The following is a 22,140-nucleotide window of genomic DNA, read 5'->3' as shown; positions in this document are numbered from 1 at the left end:
AGCCACTTTCGCAACCTTCAACGTTGTGAAAGTGGCTTTCGCAACGCGACGCCGCTACCCGCATTCAGAGGACTAAACGCGTCATTGGCCGGGGACCAGGGTCCGGATCTGCTGGACCTCGCCGGTGCGCGAGTCCTGGATCCGCTGGGCCAGTGCCTTCGACTCGGGGTTCTTCCCGTCCTTCAGTTCGGTCCTCGCCAGCGCGACCCCGTTGTGCTGGTGCGCGACGAAGATGTCGGCGAAGTCCAGACTGAATTCCGCACCATCCTTTTTGGACAGTGCTTCGAGCAGTCCCTTGTCGGTGAGCCCGTCGCCGCCGTGATGGTGGTGCGCGTGCGGATCCGCCGAACCCGTCTCGGGTTTGCCCCAGGCCTTCAGCCAGTTCCGCATGTCGGTGGTCTCGGTCTGCTGGGTCGCCTCGATGGCGGCCGCGAGATCCTTCAGCTCCTGCTTCTGCGCCTGCTTGGTCTTCACCAGTTTGACGATCTCCACGCCCTGGTTGTTGTGGGCGATCATCATCTGCAGGAACATCACGTCGGCGTCGTTGTACTCCGCGGACGCCCCGGCCGACTGGGGGACGGGGGAGAGCGGGGCGCCCGCGGTACCGGGTGAGCCATCACCGGCCCCGCAGCCCGCGAGGGCCACGAGACCGGCGACGAGAACGAGGGCCAGCTTCACTGCCGGGTCCACAGCGCGGGCGTGTTCGGCGGCTCCCAGCCTTGGAGCGCCGTATGCGCCATCTGGCAGCGGTAGGTCGCGCCGCCGTAGGTCACCGTGCTGCCGACCGCGTAGGCCGTCCCGGCCGCCCAGGTGCCCCCGGTGGGCGGGTTGCTGGTGCTGGTCGGCGGGTTCGACGTCGTGGGCGGGTTGCTCGTGGTCGGCGGGTTGCCGCCGCCGATCTGCAGGTCGATGCAGCTGTAGAAGGCCATCGGCGTGTCCGCGATGTTCCACACGGCGAGCACCTTCTGCCGTCCGCTGAAGCCGTTGAGGCTCACCGTGTGCGACGTCGGGTCCGTCGGCGCGGAGTTGTTCCCGCTGACGTCGGCGATCTTGGTGCCGCCGATGTAGTACTCGTAGTTCGTGGTCCGGTGGTAGGCGGTGAACTTCCAGTTGAAGGTCACGCTGTTGCCGACCGACGCGGCGGGCCACGGCTTCGACTCGTCGTTGAGCTCGGCGAACTGGGGAAGTCCGCCGTTGCAGCTGCGGAGACCCTTGGGGCCCTCGACGCTCTGGGGTTCGTAGACGATGCTGCCGCAGCCCGAAACCTTGCCTTGGGCGCAGTTCGCCTGGCGGCTGGGCGGGGACAGCACGTAGCCGTGGGCGCTGGCCACCTGCGGGACGGCCACGATGGCGATCGGGGCGAGGATCGCACCGGCGGCGGCTGCCACGAGCTTGCGTTTGACGGTCATGCCGGCTCCTGGGGATGGAACGACGGTGTTCCCGTGAGGGGGAGCAATGTGGTCTAGACCATAAATCCGCCGGTGACCGTGGTCAATGATTCACTGACCTACTGCTGCGTCGGGCCCAGGTGGAACAGCCGATCGGCCTAATACGAACGAAGTATCGCCTCAGTCCAGGGTGAAGGGGTCGTACTTGATCCGAGCCAGGTCCGTGCCCGCGGCGAGCAGTTTCGCGATCGTCGCCCGGATCATCGACGGCGAACCGGCGACGTACACATCGCGCTCCTTCCAAGCGCCGCGTTGCGTGACCGCCGTGGCCAGCGTGCCGCGGTCGCCGCCGGCGATGGTGCCCTCCTCGGTCACCGGCGTCACCGTCAGCCAAGGGCAGGTGACGGTCAGCCCGCGGAGCTCGTCGAGGGCGTAGAGGTCCTCCGGACGGCGGCCACCGAAGAAGAGGTGGACCGGCGGATTGCTCTTCCAGCGCGACATGTCGTCGAGCAGAGCGAGCAGGGGCGCGACGCCGGTGCCGCCGCCGATCATCAGCAGCGGACGGCTTTCCGTGTGGTGCACCGAAAGCGCGCCCAGCGACGGTCCGAGGCGCCAGACGTCGCCGCGCCGGGTGTGGTGGACGATCGCGCGCGAGACCCAGCCGCCGCGGACGGCGTGCACGTGGAACTCCATCGTCCCGTCGTCGTGCGGCGCGGTGGCGGGCGAGAAGTACCGCCACATCCGCGGCCGTTGCGGGACCTCGACGCTGACGTAGCCGCCCGCCCGGTACGGGAGCGGCTGATCGGTGCGCACCTTGATCACGGCGACGTCGCGGGTGGCGAGCCGGTGTTCGACGACGGTCGCCTTCCACCACGCCGGCCCGGCCTCCTTGCCCGCGGCCTCCCGCATGCTCTTCGAAATGACGCCGTACGCGGTGACCCAGGCGTCTTCCACCTCGGGAGTCCAGTCGTCCTTCAAGAACCTTTTCAACGCGGCGATCAGCGCGACGCCGACGGCGTCGTAATGGCGGCCGAGTACGTCGAACTTCCGGTGGTCCCGGCCGAGCTGGGCGAGGAAGGTGGCCAGCTCGTCGGGCCGGTCCACCATCTGCACGACGTAGACCAGCGCGCGCAGCAAACGATTTCGCTGCGTGGCCATGTTTATCGGGAACAACGCCCTGGCGTCCGGCGAAACGGAGAAGAGCACGCCGTAGAAGTACTGGGACAGCTCCTCGGCCTTCGTTTCGACGGCGGCGAAACTCTCCCTGATGAGCTTGGCCAGCTGCCCGGACTTGTCCGCCGTCGGCGTCTCGACCAAGGGCGGGACGGGAATCGGTGAAGATCTCGACGAACCCGGTGGATGCTCGTACTTCACTGTTTCGGCAGTCATGGGTGAACGATTTTCTCCAGTTGGATCGGGCATATTCTCCAGACCCGATGTCATCGTGCTCGTGTTCCCCCGAGGGTTCCCGACTGTATGCCCGAACGTCGCGAAAGGATCCAAGAATGGTTGTTTCCCGCTCGAACGGAGCAAACGATATACGCGCCGTCAACCCCGTCTGGCACTAAGTAAAGGAAAGCGTGATCGGCCGATCGGGTGGCTTTTTCTCCGTGATTACGAGGTTACGTAACGCGGCCGATCACCATTGTGGAATCGAATTCCCTAGTCGATGGTGAAGGGGTCGTACGCGATCTGGTCGAGCGCGCTGCCCGCGACCAGCATCCGGGACACGGTCGCCCGGATCATCGCGGGCGAACCGGCGACGAGGATCCGGTGTCCCGGCCAGGATCCTTGCTGCGTAACGGCTTCCGCGAGCGTGCCCTGTACGCAGCCGGGAGCTTCCTCACCGTGCTCGACCACCGGGGTCACGGTGAGCCACGGGTTCGTGGCGGCCAGGGCACGCAACTCGTCGAGGTCGTAGAGGTCCTCACGCGACGGTCCGCCGTAGAACAACTGGACCTTCGGGTTCTCGCCCCACTGCGCGAGGTCGTCCAGGATGGCGCGCAGCGGCGCGATACCGGTGCCGCCCGCGATCATCAGGACGCCGCGGCCGTCGGTGCGGTCGACCGAAAGCCTGCCGAGCGGCGGTCCGAGCCGCCAGACGTCGCCGGGCTGTGTGTGGCTCACGATGGCGCGCGAAACCCAGCCGCCGTCGACGGCGCGCACGTGGAACTCGATGCCGCCGTCCTCGCGCGGCGCGTTCGCGGGCGAAAGGTAGCGCCAGAGCCGCGGCCGCTGCGGTACTTCGACGCTCATGTACTGACCGGGCTGGTACGGCACCGGGAATTCGGGCTGGACGCGGACCAGGGCGAGATCCCAGGTGAGCCGCCGGTGTTCGAGGACGGTCGCCGACCACGACGCCGGGTTGACGTCGGCCGCGGCGGCCTCCTGCATCGCGCGGGCGACGATGGTGAACGCCTCCGCCCAGGCCCGTTCGACCTCGGGTGTCCAGTCCGGGCCGAGGTGGTTCTTGAGCGAGGCGAGCAGTGCGGTGCCGACGGCCTCGTAGTGCCGAGGGATGACACCGAACTTGCGGTGGTCGCGGCCGAGCTGGGTCAGGAACGGGACCAGGTCGTCCGGCCGGTCGACCATCTGCACGATGTGCACCAGCGCGCGGACCAGCCTGCCGCGCTGGACCTCCATGTTGATCGGGAAGAAGTCGCGGGTGGCCGGCGCGAGGGTGAACAGCATCCCGTAGAAGAACTGCGAGATCTCCGGGATGAAGGGTTCCGACTTCGCCCAGGTGTCCCGGATGAGCCGCACCATCGCGGTGACCGCGGGCGGGGCTTCACGCGGCGCCGAAGACCGCGGGACCGGGCTGACCGCGTCGGCCGTCACGGGCTGGGAGTCGCTGATCGGGAAGCGCATACCGGAAGACAGTTCCCCAGGTTCACGAACGAGGGTCCACTGGAGAAGAATTCACGGATCATTCACCTCTCCGGTCAGTGGCTGTCGGCCGGTCGGCTGAGTTCCGGCTCGTTCGCGAGACTAGCCGCCGAGAGACCTTTTGCCTGCATCGTTGCTCCGGACGGGTGTACTCGAAACCGGTCGGCAGTGGGCGATCTCACGAGGTAAATAGTTGTCTTACGCAAGTGTCGCCGAATAAAGTTGTACTGTACAAGTAGCCAGGAGGGACCGATGAGCTCCGCGGACGACGCCAAAGTCGAGCTGATGCGTGAGTTGAAGGCCGCCTCCCAGCTGCAGCACGCCTGGATAATGCAGGCGTGGCAAGACGACCCCGGTCTGCATCCGGCGGCCGCGATGCTGCTGTCGGATCTGGCGAAGCACGGTGAAGCGCGCCCTTCCGAATTGGCCAAACGACGCTTTGTGGACCTTTCGGTCGTAAGCCGTCAAATCTCCCAGCTGTCCGCGGCGGGGATGGTCGACCGCCGTCCCGCCCCCGAGGACGGCCGCGCGTCGATCATCAGCATCTCCGAGCGCGGGCGCGCGGAGCTGGGGCGCAGGCGGGCCGGCTATCTGGAATTCATGGAGCGCGCGCTCGGCGGCTGGGACGACGAAAAGGTCCTCGAACTGACCACGCGCCTGGCGGAGATGAACGCCGATGTCCGCGCCGCCCTGTCCGTGCGGACATGCGACGTTTGACGTCGGCCGTTCCTACCCGCCGGTCTTGACTGAACGGACCTTTCGCGGCGCCGTGACACCGGTAGCGTCGTATCAGTGCGTAACCGGGTCGCATTACTGGTCGCCTTGGGAATCGACAACTTCGGCTCGGGACTTTTCCTCCCGCTCGGGCTGGTCTTCGTCATCCGTGTGGTGGGTCTCCCCCTCGCCCAGGCGGGGAGTGCGGTCACTCTCGGTGCACTGGCCGGGCTGCTCGTCCCCGCGTTCGCCGGGCGGCTCGTCGACCTGATCGGCCCTCGGTCGGTGATGATCTGTGCCCACGTCCTGCAGGCCGCCGGGGCGAGCGCCTTCCTGCTGGCCGGTGGATTCGCCGGGGTCGTCGGCGCGTCCGTCATGCTCGCGGCCGGGCAGCAGCTGTTCTACAGCTCGCAGTTCTCGCTCATCGCCGACGTCGCGGGCGAAGGGCCGAAGGACCGGCCGTTCGCCGAAGCCGCGATGGTCCGCTCCGCGGGCTTCGGGCTGGGCGGGCTCGCCGCGGCCGGGCTGCTGGTGTGGATCGGGCGCGATGGCCTCTATGTCGCCGTGATGCTGGACGTCGCGACCTTCGTCATCGCCGCGGCCGTCCTCTCGACGCTCGTCACCCCCGCCCCGCAGCACCTGCCCCGGTGCTCGGGGCCCGCGCGGGTCTGGCGGAACCGTCCGTACCTGGCGCTCATCGTGTTCAGCGGCCTCTTCGCGCTCACGATGGACTTCTTCCTCATCGGGATGCCGGTGTACGTCTTCAACGCGTTGCAGGGGCCTCGATGGCTTCCCGGGGCGATCATCGCGCTGCTCACCGTCGTCACCAGTCTGGGTGGAGTCGTCGGCTTGCGGCTCACCCGCAAACTCACCCGGATCGCCGCCATGCGCGCGGGCTCGGCGTTGTTCGCGGTGTGGTGCCTTGCCTGCCTGGTGGTGGTGTTCGTGCCGAAGGTGTTCCAGCCGGTTTACCTGCTCGGCGCGACCCTCGTGCTGGCCGCGGGCGATCTCGCCTTCGGCCCGCGGTCCGGGGCGCTGGCCGAAGCGGCGGCGCCACCGGAGGCGCGGGGCCGGTATCTGGCGGCCTTCCAATACGCGTTCACGCTCGCGGCGGTGATCGCTCCGGCCGTCGTGGCGTTGTTCTCCGTGGCAGTCTGGATCCCGTGGGTGCTCGTGGCCGCGTGCGCCTGCACGGCCGTCGTCGGCCTCGGCCGGGTGGGTCCGCGTCTGCCCGCGGAGGCCGTCTCCCCGAGCGGGGGCTGAACTTTTTCAGAGTTGAGCGGAACAGACTCAACTTTCCTGACGTTGTACCTGTCGACAGATCTTCGCAAGACCTAGTACGAGGTGAGGGATGGACGCTTTCAACCCGACCACGAAGACCCAGCAGGCGATCTCGTCGGCGGCGCAGGCGGCCACGATGGCGGGGAACCCGCATGTGGCGGCCGCACACCTGCTCGGCGCCCTGCTGGCGCAGGGTGAGGGGCTCACCGCACCGCTGCTGACCGCGGTCGGGGCCGATCCGGCGCAGGTGCACAAGGAGCTGGAGCCGCTGATCGCGGCGCTGCCGTCGGCGACCGGCGCCACCGTGTCGAGCCCGCAGTTCGACACGAACGCGGTCAAGGCGCTGACGCACGCGCAGAAGCTCGCGACCGAACTCGGCGACGAGTACGTCTCGACGGAACACCTCCTCGTCGGCCTCGCCACCGAAGGCGGGCCGGTCGCCGAGCTGCTCAAACGGCACGGCGCCACCCCGGACGCGCTGCGCGAGGCGTTCGCCAAGGTGCGCGGCTCCGCGCGGATCACGAGCGCGGATCCCGAAAGCACGTTCAAGGCGCTGGAGAAGTACGGCGTCGACCTGACCGAGCGCGCCCGCGCCGGCGAGCTGGACCCGGTGATCGGCCGCGACACCGAGATCCGCCGCGTGGTGCAGGTGCTCTCGCGCCGCACCAAGAACAACCCGGTGCTGATCGGCGAGCCGGGCGTCGGCAAGACGGCCATCGTCGAAGGGCTCGCCCAGCGCATCGTCGCCGGTGACGTGCCGGAGTCGCTGCGCGGCAAACGCGTGGTGGCGCTGGACCTCGGCTCGATGGTCGCGGGCGCCAAGTTCCGCGGCGAGTTCGAAGAGCGGCTGAAGGCCGTGCTCAAGGAGATCACCGACTCCGCGGGCGAGGTCGTCACCTTCATCGACGAGCTGCACACCATCGTCGGCGCCGGCGCGACCGGTGAAGGCGCGATGGACGCGGGCAACATGATCAAGCCGATGCTCGCCCGCGGCGAGCTGCGGATGGTCGGCGCGACCACGCTCGACGAGTACCGCCAGCACATCGAGAAGGACGCCGCGCTGGAGCGGCGCTTCCAGCAGGTGCTGGTCGGCGAACCGTCCCCCGAGGACACCATCGCCATCCTGCGCGGGCTCAAGGAGCGGTACGAGGTGCACCACGGTGTGCGCATCACCGACGCCGCGCTGGTCGCCGCCGCGACCCTGTCCGACCGCTACATCACCGCCCGGTTCCTGCCGGACAAGGCGATCGACCTGGTCGACGAGGCCGCCTCGAAGCTCCGCATGGAGATCGACTCCCGGCCCGTCGAGATCGACGAGGTCGAGCGCGCCGTGCGGCGGATGGAGATCGAAGAGATGGCGTTGTCCAAAGAGGACGATGCCGCGTCGAAGGAGCGCCTCGCCGCGCTGCGTTCGGAACTGGCCGAAAAGCGGGAAACGCTGACCGCGCTGACCGCGCGCTGGCAGAACGAGAAGGGCTCGATCGAACGCGTCCGCGAACTCAAGGAGCAGCTGGAGCAGCTGCGCGGCGAGTCCGAACGCGCCGAACGCGACGGCGACCTCGGCAAGGCCGCCGAACTCCGCTACGGCCGGATTCCCGCGCTGGAGAAGGAGTTCCAGGCCGCGACCGAGGCGAACGAGGTCAGCCAGCAGAACGTGATGCTCAAGGAGGAGGTCAGCGCGGACGACGTCGCCGACGTGGTCAGCGCGTGGACCGGTATCCCGGCCGGGCGGCTGCTGGAAGGCGAGACGGGCAAGCTGCTCCGGATGGAGGAGGAGCTCGGCAAGCGGGTCGTCGGGCAGAAGGAGGCCGTGCAGGTCGTCTCGGACGCGGTGCGCCGCACCCGGGCCGGCGTCGCCGACCCCGACCGGCCGACCGGTTCGTTCCTGTTCCTCGGCCCGACCGGCGTCGGCAAGACCGAGCTGGCGAAGGCGCTGGCCGAGTTCCTGTTCGACGACGAGCGCGCGATGCTGCGGATCGACATGAGCGAGTACGCCGAGAAGCACTCGGTGGCGCGCCTGGTCGGTGCGCCTCCCGGCTACGTCGGCTACGACCAGGGCGGGCAGCTGACCGAGTCGGTGCGCCGCCGGCCGTATTCGGTGGTGCTGCTGGACGAGGTCGAGAAGGCGCATCCGGACGTGTTCGACGTGCTCCTCCAGGTGCTCGACGACGGACGGCTCACCGACGGCCAGGGCCGCACGGTCGACTTCCGCAACACGATCCTGGTGCTGACGTCGAACCTCGGCTCGCAGGCCATCGCCGACCCGGCGCTCGACGAGCGCCAGCGCAACGACGCGGTGATGTCGGTGGTGCAGCGTCAGTTCAAACCGGAGTTCCTGAACCGGTTGGACGACATCGTGGTCTTCCACGCGCTGGGCACCGACGAGCTGACGTCCATTGTGGACATCCAGATCGAGCGGCTCGCCACGCGGCTTTCGCGGCGTCGCTTGACGCTGGACGTCACCGACGGGGCCCGCGAGTGGCTCGCGCTGAACGGCTTCGACCCGATCTACGGCGCGCGGCCGCTGCGGCGGCTCGTGCAGTCGGCGATCGGCGACAAGCTGGCGAAACAGCTGCTCGCCGGTGAGATCCGGGACGGCGACACGGTCCGGGTGGACATCCCGGCCCAGGAGGCGTCGGAGGCACTGACGGTCACGCGGGTGGACTGAGGTCTCGTGAACGGCTAGAACCAACCGTGGTCTTCTGCTCCTCCTTGTCCGAAGTCCGTGAAGGCCTCCTTGAGGGACCCAGAGTCCCTCAAGGAGGCCTTCACGGACCCGGGCACATCGGCGCGGCATGAGCGAAGGCGTGATTCGCGTGATCAGGGACGTGACTCGCGTGATCGGCGGCCGCACTCGGGGTGTTCCGCCTCTGATCACGCGAGTTCCGCCTTCGATCACGCGAGTCACGCCCCTGATCACGCGTGTCGTCCGTCCAATCACTTGTGTCGTCCGTCTGATCACGTGAGTCGTCCGTCTGATCACAGGTGATCGCCTGCCATTCACAAGCGTTGGCGACACGGCGATTTGTCGACCTTTTCCGCGTCTTTCGTGGTCTTTCCCGGGCCCCGCACCGAAAGGGGCGCGCGACACGGCGCCCGGCGATCACATCCGGTGAGGGCAGGGGGATACCCTGACCGTCGTGGGTATTCCGGCGTGGATCTGGTTCGTCATCGCCGCCGTCGCCTTGGTGGCGGGGCTGGCGCTGCTCGCGGCCGACCGGGCGAAGGAGGGCTCGCGCAATCGCGAGCGCATGCGCTGGGCCGAGCTGCGCGGCTGGCAGTTCGTCGAAGAGGACGAGCGGCTGCCGCGGCAGTGGTCCAACGGCGCGATCGGGTACTTCGGCGCGCAGCTGGCGGTCAACGTCGTGGCCGGGTCCACCTTCACCTCCGACGGGCGGCGCCCCGTCTTCATCTTCGACATCGAGACCGAGGGCCAGATCCCGGCGGTCGTGGTCGCCGTGCGCTGCAACCGCGTGCACGAAGTGCCGCTGGAGATGTGGCTGTCCAGTGTGCCGTTCCAGCGCCAGGACATGCCCGAGATGCTGGGCCCGATCGGTCAGCGTTACGCCTTCGCGGACGACTCCGAGGGTGCCCGCAAGGTGATCACGCAGGAACTCGTCGACGCGGCGGACTCGCTCGGCGGCGACGTCGGCGTGGCGTGGCTGGAGAACGAGTGGGTGCTCGCGAGCGTCGCCCCGAACGCCGGGCCGTCGCGGCTCGAGCGGCTGCTGCGCGACCTCGGCGAGATCGCCGACATCGTGGACCCGTTCGACGAGGAGTACGACAACGCCCCGACCCCGGGCCGTCACTGGCAGGCCGAGGCCGCCGACGACATCGAGCCGCAGGCCTAGGACTCTCAGACGCGGCTTTGCCGTCGAGGACGTTGCGAAAGCCACTTTCGCAACCTTGAACGTCGCGAAAGTGGCTTTCGCGACATCGGTGGCGGCCTGGTCAGGCCGGTTCGAGCTCCAGCGGGAGCGCCCCGGCCGTGTAGCCCGTGTGCGCCGGCTGACCGAGCAGCGTCAGGTCGAGCGTCCCGGACTGCGTCAGCTGCCCCGCTCGCGCCGGATCGGTGGTGGGCAGGACCCCGCGCACGGACGACGTCGTGGCGCCGTGGACGGACGCGACCTCGCCGACGCCGAGGTCACCGCTGATCGTATGCGAACCGGAGCCGGTGAGTCCGTCGCCGTGCTGCGCCAGATCCATGTTCTGCCCAGTGGTCACGAGCCCGGTCCCCGGGCCGACGGTGCCGCCGAAGGCGTGGTCTTGGCCGAGAGCGGTGCCCGAGCCGACGTCGAGCGGAAGAACGCCTTTGAGCCGGCCGTTGCCGTGCTGCGTCGACGTGGTCCCGACGGCCGCGAGCTCGCCGACGTCGACCGCGTGCCCGGACGACCGCCCGGCCTCCAGGACGCCGCCGAGGTCGCCGGAGAAGGCGCCGTCGAGCCGGACGGCCCGGTCGAGGGCTCCGCCTGCCCGCTGGTCCGTCTCGTTGATCACGCCGACCCCGGGTAGCGGGCGGACGGCGTGGTAGGTCCCCTCGGACGCGCGGAGAGCGCGGCCGTCCTGGGAGACGAAGGTGGGGACGCCGGTACGCGGGTCGAGGGTGACCTCGGTCAGCCGTGTGCCGGTCCGCTCGAGTTCGGTCTCGTTCCCGGCGACGACACTGCCGTAGCGGTCGACCTTCACGGCTTCCCGCTGGCCTTGTTTGAGGGTCTCGGTGGTCTTCGCCGCACCGAGCGCGCCGACCTTGTCCGGGCGCGCAGTGACACTCTCGCGGGTCTCGACGGTCTCGCTCACCGAGCGGCGGACGTCCGCGACGGCCTTCGCGTCGCCGAGGTCCTTGCCGAAGACGTTCCGTTCGGTGTTGTTCAAGAAACCGCGAAAGACGGATGTATCGCCTTCGGTGGTGAAGCCGGCTCCGCGGTCCAGGCTGCCTTCGCGCTGGTGGTCGAGGGGCAGCGGGATCGACGGGTCGGTCTGGCTGGCGATGGCGGTGGCCGGGCCGGCGAGCAACAACGCCAGCGGCGCCGCGCCGACCGCGACTTTGGGCAGGTAGCTCGGCTTGCGCCTGCTGTGCTTCCCCATGGGGCCGGACGATACTTCCCGACCAGTGCGGTTGCACGTCAAATCCCCACGGTGGGTGACCCCCACATCCGGCTCGGCCGAGCGTCTTCCCGGATTCCGACCGAGGAGTAGGTTCGGCGACATGACACAGACCGCCCTGATCACCGGTGCCACCGCCGGCATCGGTGCGCAGTTCGCGCGCCGGCTCGCCGCCGAGGGGTACGACCTCGTGCTCGTCGCCCGCGACGTCGACCGGCTGGAGGGTTTCGCGGCGGAACTGATCGAGGCGCACGGTGTGGACGTCGTCGTCCTGCCCGCCGATCTGTCCGAAGTGGACGGACGAGCGCCGGTCGAGGCCCGCCTGGAAGGCGAGCCGGTGGACCTGCTGGTGAACAACGCGGGTTTCGGTCTCAACGGCGATTTCTGGACCATCCCGCCGGACGCGCTGCAACGTCAGCTCGACGTCAACGTCACGGCGGTCCTGCGGCTGACCCGCGCCGCGCTGCCGGGCATGATCGAGCGCGGCGAGGGCGCGATCATCAACGTCAGTTCGGTCGCCGGCTTCTTCAGCGGCCGTGGTTCGACGTACACGGCCAGCAAGAACTGGGTCACCTCGTTCACCGAGGGCATCGCCGCCTCGCTGCCGAAGAACATCCGCATGATGGCGCTGTGCCCCGGGTTCACCACCACGGAGTTCCACGAGCGGGCGGGTCTGGACAAGCCGGGGCCGAAGGCGTTCTGGCTCGGCGTCGAGCAGGTCGTGGACGAGGCGCTCGCGGATCTGCGCCGCGGCAAGGTGATCTCGGTGCCGAGCCTGCAGTACAAGGCACTCGTCGCGGTCGGCGGGTTGCTGCCGAGGGCGGTGCTGCGCAAGCTCGGCGGCGGGTTCGGCGGCAAAGGCCGCACCTAATCGTCGTCGGCGGTTTCGATCGACCGCACCCCTTCGGTCGCGGCGAGCACGGCCGGGGCGGCGGTGTGATCGGGGCCGGTGAGGTCGAGTGACACCGTCACCTCGCCGTCGCGGTCGTCGGTGATCCGCAACGACGTGATCGACCAGCGATGGCTGGTGCACAGCGCCAGCAGATCGCGAAGAACTCCCTGCCCGTCCGCGTAACTCACGCGCAGCCTCGTCGTGCCCGTGCCGCCCGGAAGATGCTCGGTCAGCCAGGTGAAACCGAGTACCACCACGAAATGCATGGCCGTCACCACGACCGCCAGCAGCAGCAGACCGGCCCCCGCCGCCATGCCGATGGCCGCGGTCTCCCAGACCGCGGCGGCCGTGGTGAGCCCCCGGATCGCGCCCTGCCTGGTGATGATCAGCCCGGCGCCGAGGAATCCGACACCGGAGACGATCTGCGCCGCGATCCGGGACGGGTCGAGGACGACCTGCCCGGTCGCGAGGATGTCGCCGAAACCGTACTTACTGACCAAAAGGATCAGCGCGGACGCCGTGCCCACGATCGTCTGGGTCCGCAGTCCGGCGCTCTTGCCCCTGATCTGCCGCTCCAGCCCGATCGCCGCCGAAAGCGCGAACGCCGTCGTCAGCTCGCCGATCTGGAGCCAGCCCTGTCCGTTCGAGACCATCACCCCACAGTGCCATCCGACGGTTCGAGCCCGCCCCGGGCGGGTACGCGTGGATCATGAAGTCATCACTTCTCGTCATCGCGGTCGCGCTGACGCTGGCCGCTTGTTCCACCGAGCAACCGCCAGGGCCCGCGGCTCCGGGACCGGAAGCCCAGCCGGTGAAGGCGATCCAAGCCGCGGCGGCCGCCATGCCCGGCGGGCGGGTGTTCGACGTCGAGCCCGCGAACGACGGCTGGGAGATCAAGGTCGCGTCGCAAGGGCAGGAACACAAGATCCGCGTGAGCCGGGACGGCGGTCAGGTGCTCGGCGACCAGCCGACCGCGAAGCCGAGCGACGACCTGGCGAAGATCGAACAGGCGGACGTCGACGCGGTCAAGGCGTTGCAGACCGCGCAGCAACGGCAGCCGGGTGAGCTCGACGAAATGGAGATCGACCGAGCCACCGACGGCGCCCTCGTCTGGCAGGTCGGGCTGCGTGACGGCAAGGGGATCGAGCACGACCTCGACGTGGACGCCAAAACCGGGGCGGTCAGGTAGGGCCCGCCCTACCAACGAGACGCACGCTCGCCCCAGGGTGCTTCCGACCTGGGATTCCTAGGGTTTTCACCATGAACCCTGGGTGGAACGGAGACGCGGTCCGGCTCGACGGCGTCCGCAAGGAATACGGCAAGGGCGTCGTCGCACTGGACGGGGTGACGCTCGCGTTCCCGCGCGGCGGCTTCACCGCCGTGATGGGCCCTTCGGGCTCGGGCAAGAGCACCTTCCTGCACTGCGCGGCCGGGCTGGACCGGCCGACGTCGGGATCCGTCGTGCTCGACGGGCAGGAGCTGGCCGGGATGAGCGAGACGAAGCTGACGAAGCTGCGCCGCGACCGGGTGGGCTTCATCTTCCAGGCCTTCAACCTGCTTCCGGCGCTGACCGTCGAACAGAACGTCACGCTCCCGCAGCAGCTCGCCGGCGCCAAACCGGATCGCCGCGTCGTCGAGGAGATGCTGGCCCGCGTCGGGCTTTCCGGCCGCCGCAAGCACCTTCCCGGTGAACTGTCCGGCGGGCAGGCACAGCGCGTCGCGATCGCGCGGGCACTGGTCACCCGGCCCGCGGTGGTCTTCGCCGACGAGCCGACAGGGGCGCTCGACACCCGCACCGCCGCCGAAGTCCTGGAGCTGCTGCGCGCTTCGGTCCGCACGACCGGCCAGACGGTGATCATGGTGACCCACGACCCGATGGCCGCCTCGTACGCGGACCGGGTCATCTTCCTCGCCGACGGCCGGATCGCGGACGAACTGCACGCCCCGACCGCGGACGTCGTCGCCGAACGCATGACCCACCTGGGTGCCTGGGCAGCCCCGACGTACGCGTCTCAGCGGAGGGGCCAGAACACCGGCCCGGCCAGGGCGGGTGCGTGATGCTGCGACTCGCCTTCCGGACCTTGCGCCTGCGCAAGGGCGGGTTCATCGGCACCTTCGTCGCGGTCTTCTTCGGCGCGCTGATCGTCGCCTCCTGCGGTGGCCTGATGGAGACGGGGATCCGCGGCAACGCGGAACCGCAGCGGCTCGCGGCCGCGCCGATCCTCGTCACCGGCGGCCAGACCTTCGAGCTGCCCAAGGAAGACCCGGCCTCCCTCGAAGCCGACGACAAGCGCAAGTTCGAGGACGCGCGGCTTCCTGAACGTGTCCGGCTCGACAGCGGACTGGTCTCCCGGCTGAGGTCCGTCTCCGGCGTCTCGGACGTCGTCGCCGAAGTGAGCTTCCCGCTCGCAGCGGGCGGCAAGCCCGCGCTCGGCCACGCTTGGGATTCCGCCGTCCTGACCCCGTACGCGCTGGTCGCGGGTGCCGCGCCCGTCGCGGGCGAGGTCGTCGTCGAGTCCTCGTCGGGGGCCAAGCCCGGCGACGTCGTGGAGGTCGCCGCGCGCGGCAAGACCGAAGTGTTCCGCGTCGCCGGGATGGCCGGTGCGCCGCGTTCGATCACGCAGGCGGCCGTGTTCTTCTCCGCCGCCGACGCCGCCCGGCTCTCCGGGCACCCCGGCAAGGCCGACGTCATCGGCGTCTTCACCGATCCGGGCGCCGACATCGAAACGGTGCAGGCGAAGGTCGCCGAGGCCGCGGCCGGGGCGAACGTCCTGACCGGTATCGATCGCGGTGTCGCGGAGTTCCCCGAGGCCGATTCCAGCGGCTCCAACCTGATCGTCATCGCCGCGGTGTCCGGTGGGCTTTCGGTGATGGTCGCGATGTTCGTCGTCGCCAGCACACTGAGCCTGTCCACCCAGCAGCGTTCGAGGGAACTCGCGCTGATGCGGGCGATCGGCACGACCCCGCGTCAGCTCCGGCGCATGGTGCTCGGCGAAGCGCTGGCCGTCGGCGTGCTCGCCACCGCGCTCGCCGCGCTGCTGGGACCGATCCTCGGCGAGTGGCTGTTCGGACAGCTGGTCGAAAATGGTGTGGTGCCCCCGGTCCTGCGGTTCTACCAGGGCTGGCTGCCCGCCGTCGTCGGCGCGGGAGCCGCGATGCTCGCGGTGTTCATCGCCGCCTTCGTCGCCGGCCGCCGCGCCGGGAAGATCCGGCCGACCGAGGCGCTCGCCGAGGCCGCGGTCACCCGCCGCTGGCTGACCCCGACGCGGTTCATCGTCGCCGCGCTCTGCTTCGGCGGCGGCACCGCGCTGGCCATCGTGACCGTGGCGGTGATGACCGGACCGATCGCGGCAAGCACCGCCGGACCCGCGGTGATCCTCTGGGCGATCGGCGTCGCGATGATCACGCCCGGCGTCGCCAAGGTGATGACGGCGATCCTGCAGTGGCCGATGCGCCTGCTCGGCGGTATCGACGCCCGGCTCGCCGTGCTCAACACCCGCGCCGGCATCGTCCGGGCGGCGGGCGCGGTCACCCCGATCATGCTCGCCGTCGGCATCGCGACCGCGAACATCTACCTGCAGACCACCCAGCAGGAGCTGGCGAACCAGGCGTTCACCGAAGACGTCCGGGCGGACGCCGTGATCGGTTCCGCGGCGGGAGGGCTGTCGCCGGACCTCGTCCAGCGGATCCAGGCCGTGCCCGGTGTGGCCGGAGCGTCCGAGTACGTCACCAGCAGCGTGTTCCTCGAGAACCCGTACGACTCCTCCGACGAGGGACGGCCGGCGATCGGCCTCACCGCATCCGGCGCCTCCGCCACGACCGACACCAAGGTGACCCAAGGTGACCTGACGGCGCTGACCGGCCGGACCGTCGCGCTCCCCGAGGTCTTCGCGAAGGACTTCGGCCGCGGTCTCGGCGATACGCTCAGCCTGCGGCTCGGCGACGGCGCCCCCGTCGACGTCAAGGTCGTCGCGGTGACCAGCCAGCGTCCCGGCTTCGAAAGCCTGCTGCTCCCGGCCGGTCTCCTGGCTCCGCACACCACCGCCGGACTCGCGCCGCAGATGCTGGTCCGCGCCGCCCCGGACGTCGATCCGGCGGTGCTCACCGAGCGGCTCCGCGAGGCGACGGCCGGACTGCCGGTGTCCGTCGGTGACCGGGCGGCGCTCGTCGCGGCGCACGACAAGGACCAGGCCGTCGGCGCGTGGGTGAACTACCTGCTGGTCGGGATGATCATCGCCTACACGGTGATTTCGGTCGCCAACACGCTCGTGATGGCGACCGTGCGGCGGCGTCGCGAGTTCGGCCTCCAGCGGCTCACCGGCTCGACGAGGGCGCAGGTGCTGCGGATGGCCGGCTTCGAAGGCGGGCTCGTCGCACTGGTCGGGATCGTGCTCGGCACCGTCGTCTCGGCGGGCGCGATCGTCCCGTTCTGCCTGGTGGCGGCCGATTCCCTGCTGCCGATGGGCTCGCCGCTGATCTATCTGACCATCATCGGGCTCGCCGCGGCGCTCGCGCTGGCGGCGACCCTGGTCCCGGCCTGGGCGGCGACCCGCGGCCAGGCGGTCGACGCGGCGACGTCCGGCAATGACTAGAGCTACCTTCGAAGCGCCCGGCGGGCCGTGTGTAAGACTCTCGGCCGTGGCGTACCCCGGTGTTGATCAAGCGGCGAAACTCGAACTGGCGAGACTGGTCGGCGAACTCGCCGTCGTGCACGGCAAGGTGACCTTGTCCTCTGGCAAGGAAGCCGACTACTACATCGACCTCCGGCGGGCGACGCTGCATCACGCGGCCGCTCCGCTCATCGGGAAGCTGCTCCGGCAGCTCACGCACGACTGGGACTACGTCGCCGCCGGCGGCCTGACCCTCGGCGCGGACCCGGTGGCGCTGGCGATGCTGCACTCCGCGGCGACCGACGGTGTCGTGCTCGACGCGTTCGTCGTCCGCAAGGCCGTCAAGGAACACGGCATGCAGCGCCGGATCGAAGGTGTCGAGGTGCTGGGGCAGCGCGTGCTGGCCGTCGAGGACACCTCGACCACCGGCGGCAGCGTCCTCACCGCCGTCGAGGCGCTGCGCGAGGCCGGGGCGAACGTGGTCGGCGTCGCGACCGTCGTCGACCGGGACACCGGAGCGCGCGAGGCCATCGAGAAGGAAGGCCTCGAATACCGTTACATTCTGAACAAGGACGATCTCGGTCTGTCCTGAGTAAAGCCTCCCGAACGGGGCATCCTCTGTGCGAACGGAGGATGCCCCGTTTTTTCGTGAGCGTTTCTCAATAAGAGAGGGGTAACGTCCCTGGTAGGGGTGTGAAAGGGGGCTTGAGGTGGCGGGTTTCCTGGCGAACGTGACAGTCGCGGTGCATATTTTCGCGCTGTTGTTCATAGGATTCGGCGGTTTCCTGGCGTGGCGGTGGCCGAAGGTGATCTTCGTGCATGTGTTCTTCGCCGCATGGGGTGTGCTCGTCAACGTCTTCCCGTGGCCCTGCCCGCTGACGGCGGCCGAGAACTACTTCCGGCACCAGCAGGGCCTCGGCGACCTGCCCGGCGGCTTCAACGCCTACTACCTCTACGACACCGTGTTCCCGCGTTCGTCGCTGCCGGTGGTCGTCGTGATCGCGATGGCGACGGTGATCATCTCCTACATCGGCGCGTACCAGCGCTGGCGTCACCGCCACCACGACGGGGACGCACCGGCGCACCGCGTCAGCATGGGCTGAGTGACAATCACCGGGTGACTGAGCAAGAGGCCGGGCCCACCGAATGGGTGGCGCGGGAAGAGATCGGCGTCGGCCCGTGGGAGGGCGAGTGGCCCGCGGACGAGCGCTACGACCCGGAGCTCCTGGCCAACGGCGATCGCCGCAACGTCGTCGACCCGTACCGCTACTGGCGGCGCGAGGCCATCGTGTCCGATGTGGACTCGCGGCGGCATCCGTTCCACGTGGCGATCGAGAACTTCCAGCACGACCACAACATCGGCACCGTGGTCCGGACGGCGAACGCGTTCGCCGCGGCGGCGGTGCACATCGTCGGGCGGCGCCGCTGGAACCGGCGCGGCGCCATGGTGACCGACCGCTACCAGCATCTTCTCCACCACGAGGACGTCAACGGGCTGCTGGCCTTCGCCGCGGCGGAAGGGCTCGCCGTGGTCGCCGTCGACAACACGCCCGGCTCGCAGCCCGTCGAAACCGCCGAACTGCCGCGCGAATGCGTCCTGCTGTTCGGCCAGGAGGGGCCGGGACTGTCGGCCGAGGCGCAGAAGACGGCGTCACTGGTCGTTTCGATCGCGCAGTTCGGCACCACCCGTTCGATCAACGCCGGTGTCGCCGCCGGGATCGTCATGCACGCCTGGATCCGGCAGCACGCCGACCTCGCCCAAGCCTGGTAGCCGGGGGCTGAAGGACGCTTTCCCCGCATAAGACGTGGTGAAAGCGTCCTTCACCGCGTGAGATGCGGGGAAAGTCCCCTTCAGCCCTCGGCTAGACGGGGGTCACCTCCACCGGGATCCCGTTCAGCACGGCGTTCCCCGACGGGACGTCGAGCAGGGTCTCGTCGGCGACCAGGTTCGAGTTGACCCCGGCGTGCGCGGCAGCGACCTTCGTCCGGGTTCCGTCGAGGTCGTGCCCCCAGCCGTGCGGCATGCTCACCACGCCGGGCCGGACGTCGGCCGTGACCTCCACCGGCGCTTCGAGCTTGCCCGCCCGCGAAGTCACCGACGCGAGCCCGCCGTCGGTCAGCCCGAGCCGGGAGGCGTCGTCCGGGTTCACCTGGACGGTGCACCGATTCCCGCCGCGTACCAGCGGCGTCAGATTGTGCATCCACGAGTTGTTCGAGCTCAGATGCCGACGCCCGATCAGCAGCAGCCCGCCGTCGGGCGCCTTGTCCAGCTCCGCGCGCAGCCGCGGCACGTCCTTCGTGATCGCGTCCGGGGCCAGCTCGACCTTCCCGCTCGCGGTGGCGAGCGCCTCGGGCAGCCGCGGCTTCAGCGCGCCGAGGTCGATGCCGTGCGGAGCCGCTTCGAGGTCGGCCAGGCTCAGCCCGTACGGTCCACCGCGCAGCATCAGATCGATCATCCGCGCCGGGCCCGTGCGGCCTTCGGCGAGCGAGAGGTCGACGCCGGTGCGCCTCGCCGTCTCGCCCGCGACCATCGTGTCGAAGGCGGCGACGTCGACGTCCGGCCCCTGACCCGCGGCGATCCCGGCCAGCCGCAGCAGGGTCACCCACTCCTGCGGCATGTCGGTTTCGAGCGTTTGCGGTGTCCAGTTCGCGACGTTGCGCACGGCGAGCGCGTACAGCGCGACGTCGTAATGCGGCCGTTCCAGCGGCGACGGCCCGGGCAGGATGACGTCGGCGTGCCGCGTGGTCTCGTTGAGGTACACGTCGAGCGAGATCATGAAGTCCAGCTGCCGCAACGCTTCCGTGAGCCGCGCGGAGTTCGGCGTGCTCAACGCCGGGTTGCCGCTGATGGTCACCAGCGCCCGCACCTGGCCTTCGCCGGGGGTCTCGATCTCGTCCGCGAGCGTGGCCACCGGCAGTTCGCCGAGCACCTCGGGATACCCGCGCACCCGGCTCGTCCAGCGGCCGCTGGTGAACGGCGAGGACCGGCGCGGCCGCCACAGGGCGGGCAGCGGGAACATCACGCCGCCTTTGCGATCGAGGTTGCCGGTGAGCGTGTTGAGGACGTCGACCAGCCAGCTCGCGATGGTGCCGTACGCCTGGGTCGTGGTGCCCATCCGGCCGTACACCGCGGCGCGGTCGGCGTCCGCGAGGTCGAGCGCGATACGGCGGATCTCGGCGGCGTCGATCCCGGTCGCGGGTGCGACCGCCTCCGGCGTGAACGGCTCCGCGAGCGCGCGGACCTCCTCGACGCCGGCGACGTGCTCGCCGGGGCGGACGCGGTTCTCCGCGAACAGGACGTTGACCAGCGCGAACAGGAACAACGCGTCGGTGCCAGGCCGGATCGCGTGGTGCTCGTCGGCGAGTCGCGCGGTCCGGGTGCGGCGCGGATCGAGGACGACGATCTTGCCGCCGCGTTTCTGTATCCCGCGCAGCCGCCCGCGAGTGTCGGCCGCGGTCATCAGGCTTCCGTTGGACACCAACGGGTTCGCGCCCAGGATGAGCAGATGCTCGGTGCGGTCGAGGTCGGGGACGGGGATGGCCTGCGGGTCACCGAAGAGGTAGCCGGAGGAGAAGTGCTTCGGCATCTGATCGACCGTGGTCGCGGTGTAGAAGTTCCTGGTGCCCAAGGCTTTGAAGAACACGCGGCCGTAGAGCACCAGCGCCGCGTTGTGCACCGTCGGGTTGCCGGAGTAGACGGCGACCGCGTTCTTGCCGTGCTCGTCGATGATCGGCCGGAGCCGCCGGTCGATCTCGGCGAACGCCTCGTCCCAGGTGACCTCGACGAACTCTCCGTCCCGTTTGACCAGCGGCGCGGTGAGCCTGTCCGGGTCGTGGTGCAGCGCGCCGAGCGACGCGCCCTTCGGGCAGATGTAGCCCTTCGAGAAGACGTCCTCATGGTCACCCTGTACGCGGGTGACCAGGCTCTTCTCGTCGATCGTCACCTCCAGCCCGCAGGTGGCTTCGCAGAGCGGGCAGGTCACGTGCGCCGTGGTCATGAAGCACCTCGCGGGTCCGGGAGTCATCCCAACATACTGAGCGGTATGTCGATGGGCAAGGGATGATGGCGCGATGACTGCTCTCGCCGACCGGGCCGCGATCGCCGAGCGCGCGATCCGCGACCGGCATCTGCGCCGCGTGTGGGGGCTGCCGGGGACCGTGCTGGGCCGCAGCGGCTGGCCGCCCTCGATGGGGCAGCGCGTCCACTGGCACTGGAACTACTGGTGGCAGGCGCATCTGCTGGACACCCTCGTCGACGCCCAGCTGCGGAAGCCGTCGCCGGAACGGCTGAAACTGATCGACCGGTTCGTGGTGTCCGTGCGGCTGCGCAACTTCGGCAAGTGGATCAACGACTACTACGACGACATCGCCTGGCTCGGCCTCGCGCTGCAACGGGCGGGGCATCTCGGGCTGGACGTCCGCGGCGGGTTGGAGGCGATCAGTTCGCGGCTGCGCGAAGGCTGGACCGACGACGCGGGCGGCGGGATCTGGTGGCGCGTCGGCGACGACTTCAAGAACGCGCCCGCGAACGGCCCGGCCGCGATCTTCCACGCCCGCGAAGGTTCGACGCAGCACGCTCGTGGATTGACCGACTGGATGACCGAACGGCTCGTCGACCCGGAATCCGGCCTGGTGTGGGATGGCCTGCGCGTCGGCAGCGGCGAACTGGTGAAGCATATTTTCACGTATTGCCAAGGGGTCTACCTCGGCGCCTGCCTCGAACTGTCCGAAATGGACAGAGTGGAGCACACGATCCACGCGGTCGCGGAACATGTCGCGCCGAACGGGGTGATCCGGGGACAGGAAGGCGGTGACGGCGGCCTGTTCGGCGGGATCCTCGCCCGGTACCTGGCGCTCGCGGCGCCGGTGCTGCCGAGCGGGGTGGCGCGTGACCTGGTCATCCGGTCGGCTGACGCGTGCTGGTCGGGCGCCATCGAGACGCCGCACGGGCCGCTCTTCAGCGCCGACTGGGCGACTCCGGCACCTTCGCTGCCCCTCGCCGCCGATGCTCCCGAACGCGACCTGTCCGTCCAGGTGAGCGCGTGGATGCTGCTCGAAGCCGCGGCCACCCTCGAACACCGCATTTAGAGGACTAAACGCGGCAGGTATCGAGGGGGAGGTCAAGCCTGTCGGCCGATTCATGCCTTCATGTGCGGTTCCGCGTGGGGTCGTGAGTGGCAAAGAGGGTTAGAACAATCATCGCCACTCACGACCCCGGCGCAAAGCACTCAAGTCGGGCATCGGGTGAGCCCTGGTGTCCCTTGTG

The 22,140-nt window shown here is 69.4% G+C and carries 19 protein-coding genes; 12 read left to right on the top strand and 7 right to left on the bottom strand.

Annotation, left to right across the window (positions count from 1 at the left end; translation table 11 throughout):
• Positions 1–81: 81 nt before the first annotated feature.
• From ACFWIW_RS00450 to ACFWIW_RS00435, 4 genes are all read right to left on the bottom strand, one after another.
• The gene (locus ACFWIW_RS00450) at positions 82–678 is read right to left on the bottom strand and encodes a DUF305 domain-containing protein (protein ID WP_240596550.1); all 597 of its coding nucleotides are present in this window, start codon (positions 676–678) and stop codon (positions 82–84) included.
• The gene (locus ACFWIW_RS00445; protein WP_378366434.1) at positions 675–1,409 is read right to left on the bottom strand and encodes a lytic polysaccharide monooxygenase; all 735 of its coding nucleotides are present in this window, start codon (positions 1,407–1,409) and stop codon (positions 675–677) included. Before ACFWIW_RS00445 ends, ACFWIW_RS00450 begins: the two co-directional genes overlap by 4 nt.
• 159 nt (positions 1,410–1,568) lie before the next feature.
• Complete coding sequence (locus ACFWIW_RS00440; RefSeq protein ID WP_378366433.1) at positions 1,569–2,777, bottom strand: globin domain-containing protein; 1,209 nt, start codon at positions 2,775–2,777, stop codon at positions 1,569–1,571.
• A 273-nt stretch (positions 2,778–3,050) separates the two neighbouring features.
• Positions 3,051–4,256: a globin domain-containing protein gene (locus ACFWIW_RS00435; RefSeq protein WP_172843548.1), complete on the bottom strand. Its 1,206-nt coding sequence runs from the start codon at positions 4,254–4,256 to the stop codon at positions 3,051–3,053.
• 270 nt (positions 4,257–4,526) lie between these two features.
• On the opposite strand from ACFWIW_RS00435, the gene ACFWIW_RS00430 reads away from it, so the two are divergent.
• The 4 genes from ACFWIW_RS00430 to ACFWIW_RS00415 all read left to right on the top strand — a co-directional run bounded on the left by ACFWIW_RS00430 (position 4,527) and on the right by ACFWIW_RS00415 (position 10,120).
• Positions 4,527–4,991 (top strand): MarR family winged helix-turn-helix transcriptional regulator, encoded by a 465-nt coding sequence (locus ACFWIW_RS00430; protein WP_378366432.1) that lies wholly within the window; start codon positions 4,527–4,529, stop codon positions 4,989–4,991.
• A 75-nt stretch (positions 4,992–5,066) separates the two neighbouring features.
• On the top strand, positions 5,067–6,251 hold the full coding sequence (locus tag ACFWIW_RS00425; RefSeq protein WP_378366431.1) for an MFS transporter: 1,185 nt from the start codon (positions 5,067–5,069) through the stop codon (positions 6,249–6,251).
• Positions 6,252–6,339: 88 nt separating this feature from the next.
• Positions 6,340–8,937, top strand: a complete 2,598-nt coding sequence (gene clpB / locus ACFWIW_RS00420) for an ATP-dependent chaperone ClpB (RefSeq protein ID WP_378366430.1) — start codon at positions 6,340–6,342, stop codon at positions 8,935–8,937.
• Positions 8,938–9,409: 472 nt separating this feature from the next.
• Positions 9,410–10,120, top strand: coding sequence for a hypothetical protein (locus ACFWIW_RS00415; RefSeq protein ID WP_240596555.1), 711 nt, complete (start codon positions 9,410–9,412; stop codon positions 10,118–10,120).
• 100 nt (positions 10,121–10,220) lie between these two features.
• Here ACFWIW_RS00415 and ACFWIW_RS00410 read toward each other — a convergent pair whose 3' ends face one another.
• Positions 10,221–11,354: a hypothetical protein gene (locus tag ACFWIW_RS00410; RefSeq protein ID WP_378366429.1), complete on the bottom strand. Its 1,134-nt coding sequence runs from the start codon at positions 11,352–11,354 to the stop codon at positions 10,221–10,223.
• A 121-nt stretch (positions 11,355–11,475) separates the two neighbouring features.
• On the opposite strand from ACFWIW_RS00410, the gene ACFWIW_RS00405 reads away from it, so the two are divergent.
• Positions 11,476–12,243: an SDR family NAD(P)-dependent oxidoreductase gene (locus tag ACFWIW_RS00405; protein ID WP_378366428.1), complete on the top strand. Its 768-nt coding sequence runs from the start codon at positions 11,476–11,478 to the stop codon at positions 12,241–12,243.
• Here the strand turns inward: ACFWIW_RS00405 and ACFWIW_RS00400 are convergent.
• Positions 12,240–12,920: an MgtC/SapB family protein gene (locus ACFWIW_RS00400; protein WP_378366427.1), complete on the bottom strand. Its 681-nt coding sequence runs from the start codon at positions 12,918–12,920 to the stop codon at positions 12,240–12,242. The two genes, ACFWIW_RS00405 and ACFWIW_RS00400, sit on opposite strands and share 4 nt — an antisense overlap.
• Before the next feature lie 53 nt (positions 12,921–12,973).
• Here ACFWIW_RS00400 and ACFWIW_RS00395 point away from each other — a divergent pair, with 53 nt between their 5' ends.
• The 6 genes from ACFWIW_RS00395 (at position 12,974) to ACFWIW_RS00370 (ending at position 18,645) form a co-directional block, all read left to right on the top strand.
• Positions 12,974–13,453: a PepSY domain-containing protein gene (locus tag ACFWIW_RS00395; RefSeq protein ID WP_378366426.1), complete on the top strand. Its 480-nt coding sequence runs from the start codon at positions 12,974–12,976 to the stop codon at positions 13,451–13,453.
• A 71-nt stretch (positions 13,454–13,524) separates the two neighbouring features.
• Positions 13,525–14,322, top strand: a complete 798-nt coding sequence (locus tag ACFWIW_RS00390; protein WP_378366425.1) for an ABC transporter ATP-binding protein — start codon at positions 13,525–13,527, stop codon at positions 14,320–14,322.
• Positions 14,322–16,856, top strand: a complete 2,535-nt coding sequence (locus tag ACFWIW_RS00385; protein WP_378366424.1) for an FtsX-like permease family protein — start codon at positions 14,322–14,324, stop codon at positions 16,854–16,856. The genes ACFWIW_RS00390 and ACFWIW_RS00385 overlap by 1 nt, the downstream gene beginning before the upstream one ends.
• Positions 16,857–16,902: 46 nt before the next feature.
• Positions 16,903–17,466 (top strand): orotate phosphoribosyltransferase, encoded by a 564-nt coding sequence (pyrE, locus tag ACFWIW_RS00380; RefSeq protein WP_016338130.1) that lies wholly within the window; start codon positions 16,903–16,905, stop codon positions 17,464–17,466.
• 118 nt (positions 17,467–17,584) lie between these two features.
• Positions 17,585–17,977 (top strand): DUF2784 domain-containing protein, encoded by a 393-nt coding sequence (locus ACFWIW_RS00375; RefSeq protein WP_016338129.1) that lies wholly within the window; start codon positions 17,585–17,587, stop codon positions 17,975–17,977.
• A 14-nt stretch (positions 17,978–17,991) separates the two neighbouring features.
• Complete coding sequence (locus tag ACFWIW_RS00370) at positions 17,992–18,645, top strand: TrmH family RNA methyltransferase (protein ID WP_378366423.1); 654 nt, start codon at positions 17,992–17,994, stop codon at positions 18,643–18,645.
• Positions 18,646–18,736: 91 nt separating this feature from the next.
• Here ACFWIW_RS00370 and ACFWIW_RS00365 read toward each other — a convergent pair whose 3' ends face one another.
• Positions 18,737–20,872 (bottom strand): molybdopterin-dependent oxidoreductase, encoded by a 2,136-nt coding sequence (locus ACFWIW_RS00365; protein WP_378366422.1) that lies wholly within the window; start codon positions 20,870–20,872, stop codon positions 18,737–18,739.
• Positions 20,873–20,945: 73 nt separating this feature from the next.
• Between ACFWIW_RS00365 and ACFWIW_RS00360 the strand changes: the two genes are divergently transcribed.
• A complete protein-coding gene (locus ACFWIW_RS00360; protein ID WP_378366421.1) occupies positions 20,946–21,962 on the top strand; it encodes a glycoside hydrolase family 76 protein in 1,017 nt (338 codons plus the stop codon).
• The last annotated feature ends 178 nt before the right edge of the window (positions 21,963–22,140 follow it).

Source organism: Amycolatopsis sp. NPDC058340, assembly GCF_042723975.1.
Classification (GTDB): Bacteria; Actinomycetota; Actinomycetes; order Mycobacteriales; family Pseudonocardiaceae; genus Amycolatopsis.
The sequence above is the reverse complement of the archived record's forward strand: the minus strand, read 5'-3'. Positions and strand labels throughout refer to the sequence as shown.